This is a genomic window from Agarivorans sp. MS3-6, assembly GCF_054112545.1.
In genome coordinates this window covers 2,465,049-2,480,523 of sequence record NZ_CM134202.1, presented here as the reverse complement: position 1 = coordinate 2,480,523, position 15,475 = coordinate 2,465,049, and the positions used below count along the sequence as shown (strand labels likewise).

Sequence of the window (15,475 nt, the reverse complement as noted above, 5' to 3'; positions counted from 1 at the left end):
CAAAATCTGCATTGGTGGGCGTTTACCGTCCATATTTTGAGTTAAATAGACCAATTGCAGTAGCGAGAAAAAAATGGAAATATCTCATCCAACCACCATCAGAGTGGGTAAAAATGACTATGACTACAATGTTATTTCGGTAACAAAAACCTATGGTGGATCCAAACAATTTAGCGACGGAACCAACATCTATTTGGAAGACAATAATGGCAAAGTTGAAACCATGGGCATTGATTTTAAGCCCGATATTCCGCCATCAACTCGGCTAATTTCAACCCTATGGGGCGAAGACAAAAAAACAAAGAAAACCTTTCGCTTCGGCTACTACATTCATTCAAATGATTTCTTAGGTTATACCACCAATCAGAACAGCCAAAATGCGGCTAAGCGAATTATTCCTCTGCAAGGCATTGCGCAAAAATTGGAAAAATGGCGCTTAGTAATCACTGGCCTTTTAGCCGTAATATTTGCTTGGACCGCTTTTTGGGTAAACCCTGAATTTAGCGTTAGCGGTCTCCTTAATTTTTTACGATCTATCCCTTTTGTGCTTTGGGATACTCCCATACTGATCTCTGAGCTAAGCCAGTACGGTAGCAATTACGGCAATAGCTACGGTAGAGCCTTCTTGGGTTTAATTGCAGGTTTTGCTTTAAGTAAAGCAATTATTAGCTTTTCAGTGGGTCGGCTGCGTAACAAATTGCGTTTAGCATTTGGTAGCTCATTAGAAAAGCAGCTCCCAAGCATTTTTGCTAATGCCGATAAACCTAGCGAATCAACACCAATGTCCAGTAGTACAAACGCTGCAAGCTCAGATGTAAAAACCGACGCAGACGGCTACCAAACTCTTATTTAATCCAAGATATCGTTTAAGGAACTCACATGTCTTTTGAACATGGCTCACTCGACTTAGGGATCCGCAATCCCTTTCGCTTTGAAGGCACCTTGCGTGCCATTCGTGGCGGCATAACAGCACTACTTGGCTTACTCTCGTTACTAAACGTGGCCAGTGCAGTACAAACTCACCCTATTACTGGCTGGACATTCGCTTTAATTGGCTTTGTGTTAATGGCCAATGGCTTATGGACATTAGGCCGCGGGTTAATGCAAGTAATGCGTTTTTACGTGGGTCGCTCGGCGCCTACGTCATTGTCTTTCAATCACGCTAAGTCAGAGCAAGACAGCGCAAATCGTGAACGCCAAGACGTGGCCTACGATCAGCAGCAAATTGAATCCATGCTGGTAGGCAGCAAAAACTACACCTTTAAGGAACCCGTAGGTTTAGTCGCTCGACTACTGCACACGCTGTTCCCTAAAATCACCTTTGTGCCTTACCCTATTCAAAACTTAGCACAACGTATTGTTGGCGCATTGGTACAAACCCTTGTTGCCCTTTTTGGCTTTGCCATTTTAAGCTTTGTTACTTCGGTAGGTTTAGCGGGTGATAAAGCCACTATTTTAATGCCATTTTTTGCCTTTACCCTGCTGTGCTATGTGGCACTAGTGTGGTTTAGAGCGGGTCGCCCACTTAACCGCAGTTTAGGCCGTGGTATTGAAACAGTAAGCGCCTTTGGTTTTGTGAAAATGGTGGCGGTGTGCGTGAGCGTACCAGTTATCATCAACATAATACTGGGTAAAATATTTTCCTACGAACTAGAAAAATATCAAGAGGTTATTGCTGCACAGCTACGTGGTTTAGAAATAGAAGCTGAATTAAATGAAGGCATGGTTTGGGCCACTCAAATGCTCGACCTTGCCTACAACAGCTACAGCAACGCTACCTGGTTGGGCTTAATTTTTGTATTTGCAGTAATTAGCTGTGGCTTAGTACTAGGGTTAACCGCCTTACGCGCTAAGCAAGCAAACCCAACCACCGAGATCACTGACAAGCTACCTCGCACCAGCGAAGTGGGTGCCCGCCCAATGGATATATTCAACGAATTTAACCATCAGGTAATGGAGCGTCGTCGCTACAAGAAAGTACCAAACCGAATTTATAAACCGCTAAGTGCCAGACAAAACCCTAACAATGGCGAATTTGATGGCGAGCTTATTCAAGAAACGCAACCGAAAACGGTAGAGAAAACAGACGAACCAGTAAGCAAAAAAATGCGCATAGCGTCTACCAGTCTTGCTCAAGCATTGCTAATGATTGCTACCTTACTGGTATTTTACGCACTCACCCCACTCACCACTTATACCAGCTTTTACGATGGCGTAGTGTTTGACTTACTGGACGACCAAACCGGACCCGCGTTTGTACAAACCAGCATTGAAAGCTTTTTTACCGTACTTAGCTTATTGGTCGCCGCTAGCATTTGCGCCATTTTTGGTCGCCTGCTTAGCAACCTAAGCCATCCGTTTTGGAGCGAAATTCAGTTTGAATCGAGCTTGGTTTACTTTAAGTGTAAAGGTACGGTTAAAGAAGATACCCGCACCTTTGGTAAAGGCTTCAACGACAGCACCAGCCTAGAGACGAGTGTGTTTACCTCAACCATTCAGCCGCGTTTATTTGTTACTCGCATAATCAGCTCAACCTTTGCCGGCATAGGTAACACTAACCTCATGTTCCCACGCCATATCATGACCATGCATGGCGACGAAAACTTAGCTGATGAACTGCACCACGAGTTAATGGACAGCATTGGCAACCGCGCTGGCACCGCCGCAATGAATGATGAGCAGCGCAAAGTGGTAGAAGAATACAACAGTTCTAACTTACAGATGAAAGCTGATTCAGCGCCAGAACGCTTAGCAAACCGCAGCAGCGAGTTGAGTTTAGATGCACCTAAAGCGCATGCAATGCTATCTGAGCGTAAAGACGGTGAGCCAGAATCAGAAGCCACTACCGAGAATTAGTGAGTCCCCACCAAGCTAAAAAAGACTAGCCGCTCTTACCTAGAGCGGCTTTTTTATCGCTAAAGCTTAAAGGTTTTCACTTTACTTTGCAGATCTTCAGCTTGAATTTGCAACTCACGAGACTGCTCCAAACCGTCGTTTACCCCTAAGGTTAACTGGTCACTTACGTCTTTAATCGACACCACATTTTGGGTGATTTCACTGGTCACATGGGTTTGCTCTTGTGCTGCGGTGGCTATTTGAGTTGCCATATCGCTGATCAGCGTCACCGCGTTGGTAATTTCTTCTAAGGCACTGGTGGCCTTATCCGCATCTTCAACCGAGCCACTGGCCAGTTTAGAGCTACTGCCCATTAAGGCTACCGCTCGTTCTGTGGTTTTTTGCAGGGTATCAATCGTGGTCTTTATCTCTACAGTAGAGGTATGGGTACGCTGTGACAATACCCGCACTTCGTCAGCGACTACCGCAAATCCGCGCCCTTGCTCTCCTGCACGTGCCGCTTCAATGGCGGCATTAAGTGCCAACAAGTTAGTTTGTTCAGCAATCCCCTGAATGGTGGCTAATACCGTGTTAATCTCTAGAGCGTGTTGGCTCAACTCAGCAATCACCGACCCCGCCTCTGTTACTTCGTTCGCCAAGGAATTAATCGAAGCCTTAGAGTTCATCACTAGTTCATGGCCACTGTTGGTGCTCACCGTAGAGTCTTGTGCAGCTTGAGCGGTGCGATCAGCATGAGAGGCAATCTCTTGAGTGGCTGAAGCCATCTCGGTTACCGCTGTTGCCACCATCGCAATCTCTTGCTGCTGACCTTCAATTTCCGACACCGACTGATTAGCCCGGTTAATGCCCACCTCTGATTGCTGAGCAAGTTTGCCCGACTGCACTTGAATATGGCTAATCAGCTGTTGCAATGATTCAACAAAGGTATTGAAATTAGCCGCTAAGTCACCCACTTCATCTTGATTGTCAATCTCAATACGCTGAGTTAAATCGCCATTACCTTGAGCAAACTCTGCCAAGGCGTCTGACACTTTACCAAGTGGTCTAAATAAAACATTACACAGTAGGTTAAATAAAATCACACAGACAATCACCACCAGCAGGGTGACAATAACTTGGCCAATCACCGCATCAAACAAAGGCGCGACTAGCGAATCGTAATTAACCACACTCACGGTGACGAGGCCTGTACCCGCAATGTCGCGAGCAAAAATAACAAAGGCTTCGCCGTCGATAACTATCGACATATATTTGGCTGAAGAAGCGGCTTTTTTTACATCATTAAAATTTAAACCCAAACGGCTAATGCTTTGATTTAGCAGGTTAGCATCGGGATGAACAAATACATTGCCTTGCTTATTAGCAATAAACATATAACCATCGCCCGGTAAAATAACCTGCTCTAAGCTATTAAGAATATCGGTGATTTCAACGTCTGCGCCCAAAACGACTTGTTGGCCGTTGAGTGTTAAGGCTTTACCCAAAGAGACAACATTAGCCCCGGTTGCCGCTGCAACCGTGGGATTGTCCATGAACACCTTGTTAGGTGCTGCTAGCGCATTAATATACCAGCCCCACTTGCGAGGGTCGTCGTTACCTGCTGGCAATACCACGCCATTTGGATTTTTCTGAGAGCCGTCTGGATAGGCTAAAAATACATTGTCAAAAGCAGCAGCATCGCGTACTTGGGCTAAATGTTTCACTATCTGTTTTTCATCGGCATCGCTAGACAATGAAGTTAGTGAGCGTTCTTTTGATAACAACCAGTCTGACACGTATTGGTTGTAGGACGCTGACGCGCTTAGCAAACGTTGCTCAACATCATATTTTAAGCGCTCTAAAGACGCCCGAAATGACAAGCCTTCAACCAAAAAGCCACCGAGAATAATCGCTAAGCTAGCAGAGATTGCCAACTTATTTTTTAAAGAAAGGTTTTTAAACATGTAAGGCCTTAACAAGGGGATAAAATGGACGTCACTAAATTATAACTTAGCTTAATGACGGGTGAGTAGATTAAGCTCCCACAACCGTTATTTTTCTTAGGCTTAGGGTAATATGATAACACCGTAAATACAGCATCGACCCCTCCTTTTCCTAACGAATAGCCACCACCAGCTTGACCATAAAATAATCTAAGGCTTGAGTTAATGACCCAAGATACGGCAGAATTGAAAACAGCATTTCATCATACTGCAGTTGCAAACATTGACCACTAACAGCCAAAGCTTACAAACACAATTCGAACGACTTAAACGCAACAAGCTGTTTGAGCTATTTGTGATATCCGTCATTCTCGTTTCAGCCCTGCTAATCGGTGCTAAAACCTATGCACTGCCCCCCGCAGTGGTGACCGCCACCATCGTTTTAGATTACATCATTACCCTGTTCTTTTTAGTCGAAATTAGTATCCGCTTCATCGCCGAACCTAACAAAAAGCGCTTCTTTAATAACTTCTGGAACGTGTTTGATACGCTGATTGTGTTGATTAGCCTGGTGCCCATAGACAATTCTGAACTGGCGGTAATCGGCCGTTTGATAAGAGTATTTAGAGTACTGCGGATGGTGTCAGTCATTCCAGAGCTACGTATTCTATTAACCTCATTGGTTAAATCACTGCCCCAGTTAGGCTACGTGATGTTGCTAATGTTTATTATTTTTTATATCTATGCCGCGATTGGCAGCACCTTATTCGAACAGATAAACCCCACGCTGTGGGGAGACATTGCTATATCTATGCTAACCCTATTTAGAATAATGACCTTTGAAGATTGGACCGACGTGATGTATGAAACCATGGCGGTGTATAGTTTTAGCTGGAGCTATTACCTAAGCTTTATCTTCCTCTCTGCCTTCGCCTTTCTCAACATGGTCATTGGTATCGTAGTAAACGTTATGGAGCAAGAGCACAGCAATGCCGCGCAAGAAAAAAGCTTAGCCGAAGGCACCAATGAGCCGACTTTACGAGAGTTACAACAAGAGTTGGCCGAGATAAAAGCCCTCCTTAAGCAGCGCTGACCACATGCAACACAGCGCTTAACTGCACAGAACCGTTAAGCGTTGCTTCAACACTAAGCCAAGATCCGAGATAACAATCAAAGAAACTTGACCACAGTCAAAAACACAGTAATGATAATCATTCGCAATTGATATTTGGGAATGACAATGACAAAACTACCGCCTCCTGCTAACGCCAATCGAATCCACCTCAGCTTGTCAGTCGCTAAGTTACAACTACTGCTCGCCCAAGGGGCAATTTGCATAAACGATCTGGCAGACGTTCAAGCAGACGCGAAGCCAATCCTATGGCAGCTTTGCCTACAAAACTGTAAATCGGGTGCCTGCGAACGTCGCCCCAACGCGATGAATGATAAGCTTCAGCTCAAACTTAAACACCTCGATTAAGGCCCGTGAGACCAAGCCTAATTGGCTTATTTTTGGCCAACATGAGATAATAAGCGTTCTTAATAAGCAAAAGGAGTAAGCTAATCTCTATTAAAAAAATTAGATGGCCCAAATACTACCACCCGAAACACTCTCAAATACATGTTAAAAATCAGCTAGATATCTCAGCCTCCCCCGAAGATATTTGGTCTAATTTAGTTCACGCGCCAGATTGGCCAACGTGGCGCCGCAATACCACCTCAGTACAAATTATCGATGGCAACGGCCAAGCTTTATCTAAAGGCGCTATTTTCTATTGGCAAACCCCGTTAACCACCATAAAAGGCACTGTGGTCGAATTTACCCCCAATAAACGGCTGGCATGGAAGGGGGAAATAGGCACTGCAGATATGTATCATGCATGGGTGCTGCAACCTTCAAATAAAGGCTGTAAAGTTATTACCGAAGCGACTCAGCGCAATGGCATAACGTGGCTAAGTAAATACTTTATGGCAAACAAAATTCAAGCCTATCACCGTAAATGGCTAGAGCAGATAAAGCAGCAGGTTTGCTAACTCTTTCGAAAATCAATACTGCTTATGGCCTGTTGAAGTGAGTGTCAGCAATATCGCTGGCACATTTATTTAAAGGTTTACTCTGTCTAAAGTGCTGTTGACACGATTTATTCCACAAGCTTCATCTAACACCAGCCATTACCACTAGAAACGGCACCGAGATAATCTGTACACTACCCTTTAGTATCGACTCTGCTTAACAACCAGCCATGAGTAAAGTATAAACTAGCCTGCATCTTGGCAATCAGTCAAAGTAAGGAAGCACCTAATGATAAGAGCCATGACCCAAGCAGATTTCACCGCTTTTTGGCCACACTTCAAGGCCGTGATAAAAGCCCAACAAAGTTATGCCTTTGACCCCAATATGAGTGAGCAGCAAGCCTATCAGCTATGGTGCCAGCTGCCGCTTAGCAGCTTTGTATTTGAGCAAGATAATAAAATACTGGGCAGCTATTATATTAAGCCTAATGCAATGGGTCCCAGTAAACATATTTGCAACTGTGGCTATATGGTAAGTGAAGCAGCACGCGGCCAAGGTGTCGCCCGCAAGCTATGCGTGCACTCACAAACAGAAGCGCTAAAACTGGGGTTTAAAGCGATGCAATTTAACTCGGTAGTATCCAGCAATACGGTGGCTATCTCACTGTGGCAGAAATTAGGATTTAGCATCATAGGGACCATTCCTAAAGCTTACAAACATCCCGAACTTAGCTATATCGATTGCCTAATAATGCACAAGCAACTCAGCGACTATTAGTTGAGATCCGCGTAAATTAAGGCCAGTTCTACAGCTAACTGTTCAACCTGCTGCTCGGTAAGCGTTTCAGTTAAATCATAATGAGACTTTAACTTTGTTTGAAGCTGTTTAATATCAATCTGCAAGGCGCGACTTCTGCCTTGTAACGCTTCTATCTGATCCCATTTTAGTCGCGGGTCCAAAGGCTTATCACCTAAAGGACGCACCATCGGTAACTCCACATCAGGTCTAATACCCCTATTTTGCAGGCCTTCACCAGTAATTCTATATACTTTAGCGATAGTATATTGAACGGCACCAAAAACCTCTTCTACGTCGTATAGTCGCGACAGCGAGCGATACTGTTGTATAGTACCTCTGCCAAAGCTTGTGTCCCCTATGATAATTGCTCGACCGTAATCTTGCATTGCCGCTGCAAAAATCTCGGTGCCAGCGGCCGATGCTTGATTAAGCAAAATAGTAACCTTACCAAGAAACGGATTTGCGGCGGGTTTTGCACTCATAGCTTCAACTTCAAGCTGCGAATCCTTTCCATGTGCCACGAGTAAGACTGGCTCGGTAATGCCAAATAAACCTGGTAGTGTTATTACCTCAGTCAACGACCCACCGCCATTGTTGCGTAAATCTATCAACACATTATCAACACCTTTGGCTTGCAACTCAATGAGCGCGGCTTCCAGCTCTTTGGCGAAATCTTTAGGCATGCTTTCAAAATGAATAAGCGCGGTTTTCGGGTGCGATTTTATGATTTTGTAACCGAGCATTTCCCGCTTAAAAGCGATTCGCTGCTCCGTATAAGTAACTAACTCATTACTATTGGCTTTAAGCACCATGACCTTTACAGTGCTACCTTCTGGCCCTTTGACCAAGCTAACAATACTGGCCAGCTCTTCACCTAATAGTGGTATCACCCTGCCATTGTCTTCAATAGCAACAATCACATCATCTACTTTTAGCGCACTGTTGGAATGTCCCCGCTTGTACTTAACTTTCGCTCCTTTCGTGTCACTATCAAACACCAAACCTAGTCCATACGTTCCATTTGAAACCTTCCTATACTGTTCTTTATATTCAGCAGAATGGTAAGATTCGGAGTTAGAGTAAGCTTTCACGTAAGCTTGCGCTAAACGGTCAAATTGATGAATATCGGTGTTCTGCTCAAGTGTGTCTAACTGCAGTTGGTAACGTTTATACACAAACTGGCGAGCGCTTTCTGTATCTAAGCCTAGCCGCGCTAACCACTGCAAATCGTCTTGCAATTGCTGTTGCCAACAAGCGCTTAACTCATGGGCGGCATGCTGACTAACAGGTGCTTGTTCTGGTTCAAATTGCTGAATTTTGTAAACTAGAGATTGCTGCTTTCGCTCATCAGCTAAAGACAAGATAGATAAGCTACTGTCCAACAGGCCTTTAGCCAAACCTAAGGCTAAATCATCCCGATATGTTTGGCGTAAAGCGCTAAGTTCTTCTGCGCTCAGCAAGCACTGTTGACTAAATTCAAGCGCAATTAACTGATCAAAATAGTACTGAGATAATAGGCGCTGAGAGTCAAAAGCTTGTATGTGAGATCGAGAAAGCAGCGCTGTTAACCGCTTCATTCCGGTTTTAAGATTTTGGGTTACTGCCGGAGAATCGCCAAGTATGGGCTTTGCTTGTGGTACAGAATCATCATACTCAGGCTTGGTAGCACCCGCTACTGCCGGTTGCTCACTGTTGCTGGGTGTTACTGCAACGTCAACCTTTGAAGGAGTATTGGTGGCGCAAGCCACCAGAAAAATGGTGACGAATACGGCAGGAAAACCTAAATGCAAAACTACCTCCTTGTAGCAATGAGTCATCTATAAGTATTGAGGCCATGAGATTAACATACTGATATTAATAAAAATTTGATACACAGCCTAAAATCATAGTTTTGCATAATAAGGTTTTATTGAGCTGCAGGCTTACCTGTCGAATGAAGGTAGATTAACGAAACCTTAATCAACAAAAGTCTTTTAAAAAACCAAAAAAGCCGCTCAAGAGAGCGGCCATAGTAGTAACCTGAGTTAAATGTTAAACACTCATCCAGCGCTTAACATCGGCTTCGTCTACTTGGTCTTTACTGCCTTGCAGCACCACATTGCCACGGTCTAACACGGTGTAGTGATCGGCTAAGGCCACCGCAAAGTCAAAGTACTGCTCTACTAATACAATCGCCATTTCGCCGCGATCGCGCAGTAATGCCAATACCTTTTGGATGTCTTTAATAATCGACGGTTGAATCCCTTCGGTGGGTTCATCGAGCATCAGTAGTTTAGGGCGCATGATTAAGGCTCTTGCGATCGCCAGCTGTTGCTGCTGACCACCCGATAAATCACCACCACGCCGGGCTAGCATTTGCTTAAGCACCGGGAACAAACGAAATATTTCATCAGGAATAAATCGCTCTGATTTTGGCAACACAGAAAAACCCGTTTTTAGGTTTTCCAGCACCGTTAACTGACCAAATATTTCACGCCCTTGTGGCACAATAGCAATGCCCTGTTTGGCACGCTGTGCGGCCGACATTTTACTAATATCTTTACCGTTAAACATGATGCTGCCAGCGCTAATGTTTTGCTGGCCAGCTAAGGCCTTGAGCAAGGTAGTTTTACCTACCCCATTGCGCCCTAATACACAGCTTATTTTGCCCGGCTCAGCGCTCAAATTTACATTGTATAGGGCTTGGCTAGCACCATAGTGGCTATCCACTTGAGAAAGTTCTAACATTATTATTTCGCCTCCTAGCGCCCTAAGTACACTTCAATAACTTGTTGATTTTTCTGTACTTGCTCAAGGGTGCCTTGGGCTAATACCGAACCTTCGTGTAATACCGTTACTGGACAATCGAGGGCTTTTACAAAATCCATATCGTGTTCAACCACCACCAAAGAGTGCTTCTTTGCTAGCTCTTTAAACAGTTCGGCGGTAAGCGCGGTTTCTTCGTCGGTCATGCCTGCGGCGGGCTCATCAATCAGCAGAAGTTGTGGTTCTTGCATGATCAACATACCAATTTCTAACCACTGTTTTTGACCGTGAGACAAAGCGCCAGCCAACCAGTCTTGCTTGTCGCTTAAGCGGATCAAAGCTAGCGTATCGCCAATTTGCTTATTATCACTGGAAGACAGTTTATGCATCAGCGATTCAAATACACCACGTCGCCCCGCCAAGGCAAGCTCGAGGTTTTCAAACACACTGAGGTTTTCTATCACCGACGGTTTTTGGAATTTTCGACCAATACCAATGTTGGCAATTTCGGCTTCGTCGTGCTGGGTCAAGTCGATGTCGTTATTAAAGAAAACCGAGCCTTCATCGGGGCGCAGCTTACCGGTAATCACATCCATCATGGTGGTTTTACCGGCGCCATTGGGGCCAATGATGGCGCGCATTTGGCCGGGCTCTAAAATTAGCGACAAGCTATTAAGTGCTTTAAAGCCATCAAAGCTCTTAGTAACACCATCAACATATAAAATGGTGTCTTGAGGAATATGTACACTACGCATTTGCTGCTCCTTCACTTGGCTTTGCAGGCGCTTTACCGCCCTCGCTGCTTACCTCTGTGGCTTCAACAGCTTGCTTAGTTTCGCTAGGTTTCATCGCCGCACGTTCACTTATTTTTCGCTTAATGCTGGCATATAACCCCACCACGCCTTTAGGTAACCACAAGGTAGTCACCACAAACAAACCACCTAGGAAGAACAACCATAGTTCGGGGAAAGCACCGGTAAACCAAGACTTACCAAAGTTCACCAATAGCGCGCCAAATATTGCACCAAACAAGGTACCTCGGCCGCCTACGGCTACCCAAACAATGCTTTCAATCGAATTAAGCGGGGCAAATTCACCAGGGTTAATAATGCCCACTTGCGGCACATATAAGGCCCCTGCCACCCCCGCCAACATCGCTGATACAACAAACACAAATAGCTTGAAGCGTTCTACTCTATAGCCAATAAAGCGCGTTCTGCTCTCACTATCACGCACCGCAATTAATACTCGACCCAGTTTTGAGTTAACGATCCAGCGACACAATACGTAAGCACCGGCTAAGGCTAAAGCGCTTAAGGCAAACAACACCGCACGGGTGGTATCCGCTTGCAAGTTGTACCCCAGGATATCTTTAAAGTCGGTTAAGCCGTTGTTACCGCCAAAACCCATGTCGTTGCGGAAGAAGGCTAGCATTAAGGCATAAGTGAGGGCTTGGGTAATAATTGACAGATATACCCCTGTTACTCGCGAACGGAACGCTAAATAACCAAAGATGAACGCCAATATTCCTGGTGCTAAAAACACCATTAACATAGCAAAGGGGAACATATCAAAACCAAACCAGTACCAAGGCAGCTCAGACCAATCAAGGAACACCATAAAGTCCGGTAATTCAGGATTGGCGTATACACCTCGGTCACCAATTTGGCGCATCAGGTACATGCCCATAGCATAACCACCCAATGCAAAGAAGGCCCCGTGACCCAAACTCAAAATACCGCAATACCCCCATACCAAATCAACGGCAATAGCCAACAGGGCATAACATAGGTATTTACCTAACAAGGTGACCCAGTAGCTGCTTAAATGCAGCGGGTTTTCTGGGCTAAGCAATAGGCTCATCATTGGCACTAAAATCGCCGACAATAGTAAAGCTAACAACATCGCGTTGCCCACTTTATCTTTCACTAAAAATCTTACTAATAATGACTTTGGCATGACTTAGTCCTCCACCGTACGGCCTTTCAAGGCAAACAAGCCTCGAGGACGTTTTTGAATAAACAAGATGATGAATACCAACACCATAATTTTGGCTAATACTGCGCCAGCAAAGGGTTCCATCAGCTTGTTTGCCACACCTAAGGTTAAGGCACCAATCACGGTACCAAATAAGTTGCCTACACCACCAAATACCACCACCATGAACGAATCAATAATGTAGTTTTGACCAAGGTTAGGGCCGACGTTAGTTAACTGACTTAAGGCCACACCGGCCACACCGGCAATACCAGAGCCCAAACCAAAGGTCATCGCGTCTACCCAGCTTGAGCGAATGCCCATTGAATTGGCCATAGGGCGATTTTGAGTTACCGCGCGCATTTGCAAACCAAAAAAAGTTTTACGCAAAATAGTCCACAACAGGGCAACCACCATAAAGCTGAACACAATGATGTATAAGCGGTTATAGGTCAGCGATAACACGCCGTTAATTTCTAACGAGCCACTCATCCATTGCGGGGTAATCACCGCTTGGTTTAAGGGACCAAAAATACTGCGCACCGCTTGCTGCAACATTAAACTTAAACCAAAAGTAGCCAATAGGGTTTCTAGAGGTCGGCCGTAGAGAAAACGAATAACGCCGCGCTCAATCAAAATACCCACTAAACCTGACACCACAAAGGCAGCAGGAACCGCCACTAATAATGACCACTCAATATTGTTAGGCATTAACTGCTGCACCACATAAGTGGTATACGCCCCAAGCATAATCATTTCGCCGTGGGCCATGTTGATCACGCCCATCACCCCAAAGGTAATGGCCAGGCCTACTGCTGCCAGTAGCAATACAGCGCCTAAACTTAGGCCAAAGTACATGTTTTCAGCGATACTGTTTACTTGCAGTAACTGCTGGTTAGTCGCGATGGCTTTATCAATTTCTTCTAGTACTTCAGCATCTTGTTCACTGGCTTGCTGTTTAACCAAGACATTGCGTGAAGCTGGGTCGAGCTTACCAGCGAGCAGTTGGGCCGCTTCAACACGCGCAGGCGCATCGGCAAACTGCAAATTGATGATGGCCTGCATCTCTTTTAACTTGGCGATGACGTCTTTATCTTGCTCAGCCACTAAACGTTTTTCAATTAAGGGGCTGTAACTGGCATCTGCGTCATTCATCAAGGAGCGAATCGCAGCAATACGGTCAATTGACGATTCAGCATTTAACCCCACCAGCGCTAAACCATTGCGTAGCTGACGGCGAATTTTGTTATTCACAGACACTTTTTTGATCTTTGACTTCTTCACCAGCCCTAAATCACTGCCATCAATCACCGACACCAAGGCATATTCACTCCCCGTTTTGGTCGCCACTACCACCTGTTTGTCTGATTTTTGGTAATACAGTGTTGCGTCTAGCAAACTTTGAAATATTAATGAGTTACGCGTATCGCCAGTGGCGATAAGCGCTTCAATAGCTTGTTTTTTTTGATTATTATTTTTTGCAGTTAAGGCCTGCACTGCCTGTTCCCAGTCGCTAGCTGCCGCTGGTAGTACCCACAATACGAGTAATACACTGGCAATAAAGCGAGAGAAACGAGATATGTATATGCTCAAAACAATCCCTACTCTTGATTGATTCAAATACAAAAGGCGCTACCGAATCACTCCAGTCGCGCCTTTTTTAATAAAGCGCCTAAGGCGCTTAGCTGTTTACGCGAACTAGCTTAGTAGTTCTGACCTGAACATTGGCCTGTTTTAATATTGAAGTTGCCGCACGCTATCGGTGCTGTCCAATCAGCAACAATCAACGCAGACTCTTCAAGATGGTCTGTCCATGCATCACCAATTACGCCACCCGCTGTTTGCCATACTGTCTCAAATTGACCGTCAGCTTGGATTTCACCAATAAGTACTGGTTTAGTTAGGTGGTGGTTAGTATTCATTACTGCGTAACCGCCAGTTAAGTTAGGCACGGTGATACCGTACATTGCGTCACGTACTGGGTCAGTATCTGTAGTACCGGCTTTCTCAACCGCTTCAGCCCACATTTGGAAACCAATGTATGTTGCTTCCATTGGGTCGTTAGTTACACGCTTGTCGTCACCCGTGTAAGCTTTCCAAGCTTCAATAAAGCTTTCGTTTGCTTCGCTGTCAGCACTCTGGAAGTAGTTCCAAGCCGCTAAGTGACCCACAAGAGGCGCCGTATCAAAACCAGATAGTTCTTCTTCACCTACAGAGAAGGCCACTACTGGAATGTCTTCTGCTGAGATACCTTGGTTAGCTAGCTCTTTGTAGAACGGTACGTTTGCATCACCATTAATAGTTGAAACAACCGCTGTTTTCTTACCTGCGCCACCAAATTTCTTCACATCAGAAACGATGGTTTGCCAATCAGAGTGACCAAATGGCGTGTAGTTAATCATGATGTCTGCGTCAGCGACGCCTTTAGACTTCAAGTAAGCTTCAAGAATTTTGTTAGTCGTACGTGGGTATACGTAATCGGTTCCCGCGAGTACCCAACGCTCAACACCTTCTTCTGCCATTAAGTAATCAACCGCAGGAATAGCTTGTTGGTTAGGAGCAGCGCCCGTATAGAATACGTTTTTAGAGCTTTCTTCACCTTCGTATTGAACAGGGTAGAACAGCATGCCGTTCAGTTCTTCAATAACAGGCAGTACCGACTTACGCGATACCGACGTCCAACAACCGAAGATAACGTCCACTTGTTCTTTATCTAATAATTCACGGGCTTTTTCTGCAAACAAAGGCCAATTTGAAGCAGGGTCAACCACTACCGGCTCAAGCTTTTTACCTAGTAGGCCACCTTTTTTGTTTTGCTCTTCAATCATCATTAACACCGTGTCTTTCAGTGTTGTTTCACTGATGGCCATGGTGCCTGATAAAGAGTGTAAAACACCCACTTTAATCGTTTCTGCTGCTTGTGCCGCATTCATTGAAAAGGCTAGGGCTACGCCGCCCGCTACCGTTACCAACTTCTTCCATTTGCTATGTTGTGTCATTGCTATATATCCTATTATTTTATAGTCCTTTAGAGCATGCGGTACCTCATGCAGTGCTGAATACACTAGAGCACTGACTGTGCCAAAGAAGACAAAAACAATAAAATCAACAACTTAATAAACAAAGGTTAAAATTAACAAATCATTAACGCACAGTTTTCGAG

Annotated in this window: 13 protein-coding genes; 6 read left to right on the top strand and 7 right to left on the bottom strand. The window is 44.9% G+C overall.

The features are described 5' to 3' along the window. The first annotated feature begins 73 nt into the window (after window positions 1-73). A complete protein-coding gene (locus tag ACVFI8_RS11410; RefSeq protein WP_248713364.1) occupies window positions 74-853 on the top strand; it encodes a hypothetical protein in 780 nt (259 codons plus the stop codon). 26 nt (window positions 854-879) lie between these two features. Next, window positions 880-2,856: a hypothetical protein gene (locus ACVFI8_RS11405; RefSeq protein WP_457871396.1), complete on the top strand. Its 1,977-nt coding sequence runs from the start codon at window positions 880-882 to the stop codon at window positions 2,854-2,856. 59 nt (window positions 2,857-2,915) lie between these two features. Here ACVFI8_RS11405 and ACVFI8_RS11400 read toward each other — a convergent pair whose 3' ends face one another. Continuing rightward, window positions 2,916-4,799, bottom strand: coding sequence for a methyl-accepting chemotaxis protein (locus ACVFI8_RS11400; RefSeq protein WP_457871395.1), 1,884 nt, complete (start codon window positions 4,797-4,799; stop codon window positions 2,916-2,918). Between the two features lie 262 nt (window positions 4,800-5,061). Here ACVFI8_RS11400 and ACVFI8_RS11395 point away from each other — a divergent pair, with 262 nt between their 5' ends. From ACVFI8_RS11395 to ACVFI8_RS11380, 4 genes are all read left to right on the top strand, one after another. Next, a complete protein-coding gene (locus ACVFI8_RS11395) occupies window positions 5,062-5,871 on the top strand; it encodes an ion transporter (protein WP_248713367.1) in 810 nt (269 codons plus the stop codon). 147 nt (window positions 5,872-6,018) lie between these two features. Next, complete coding sequence (locus ACVFI8_RS11390; RefSeq protein ID WP_248713368.1) at window positions 6,019-6,258, top strand: hypothetical protein; 240 nt, start codon at window positions 6,019-6,021, stop codon at window positions 6,256-6,258. A gap of 62 nt (window positions 6,259-6,320) precedes the next feature. Next, window positions 6,321-6,812, top strand: coding sequence for an SRPBCC domain-containing protein (locus ACVFI8_RS11385; RefSeq protein ID WP_457873824.1), 492 nt, complete (start codon window positions 6,321-6,323; stop codon window positions 6,810-6,812). A gap of 268 nt (window positions 6,813-7,080) precedes the next feature. Beyond that, a complete protein-coding gene (locus tag ACVFI8_RS11380; protein ID WP_248713369.1) occupies window positions 7,081-7,569 on the top strand; it encodes a GNAT family N-acetyltransferase in 489 nt (162 codons plus the stop codon). On the opposite strand, the gene ACVFI8_RS11375 is transcribed toward ACVFI8_RS11380, so the two are convergent. From ACVFI8_RS11375 to urtA, 6 genes are all read right to left on the bottom strand, one after another. Next, entirely contained in the window at window positions 7,566-9,380 is a 1,815-nt protein-coding gene (locus tag ACVFI8_RS11375; protein ID WP_457871394.1) for a S41 family peptidase, read from the bottom strand. The two genes, ACVFI8_RS11380 and ACVFI8_RS11375, sit on opposite strands and share 4 nt — an antisense overlap. A gap of 241 nt (window positions 9,381-9,621) precedes the next feature. Next, complete coding sequence (gene urtE, locus ACVFI8_RS11370) at window positions 9,622-10,317, bottom strand: urea ABC transporter ATP-binding subunit UrtE (RefSeq protein ID WP_457871393.1); 696 nt, start codon at window positions 10,315-10,317, stop codon at window positions 9,622-9,624. A 14-nt stretch (window positions 10,318-10,331) separates the two neighbouring features. Further along, window positions 10,332-11,090, bottom strand: a complete 759-nt coding sequence (gene urtD, locus ACVFI8_RS11365; RefSeq protein WP_457871392.1) for an urea ABC transporter ATP-binding protein UrtD — start codon at window positions 11,088-11,090, stop codon at window positions 10,332-10,334. Beyond that, window positions 11,083-12,294: an urea ABC transporter permease subunit UrtC gene (gene urtC, locus ACVFI8_RS11360; protein WP_248713373.1), complete on the bottom strand. Its 1,212-nt coding sequence runs from the start codon at window positions 12,292-12,294 to the stop codon at window positions 11,083-11,085. The genes urtD and urtC overlap by 8 nt, the downstream gene beginning before the upstream one ends. A 3-nt stretch (window positions 12,295-12,297) precedes the next feature. Beyond that, window positions 12,298-13,905 (bottom strand): urea ABC transporter permease subunit UrtB, encoded by a 1,608-nt coding sequence (gene urtB / locus ACVFI8_RS11355; RefSeq protein WP_457871391.1) that lies wholly within the window; start codon window positions 13,903-13,905, stop codon window positions 12,298-12,300. A 110-nt stretch (window positions 13,906-14,015) separates the two neighbouring features. Continuing rightward, window positions 14,016-15,311: an urea ABC transporter substrate-binding protein gene (urtA, locus tag ACVFI8_RS11350; RefSeq protein ID WP_371923095.1), complete on the bottom strand. Its 1,296-nt coding sequence runs from the start codon at window positions 15,309-15,311 to the stop codon at window positions 14,016-14,018. Window positions 15,312-15,475 lie beyond the last annotated feature (164 nt).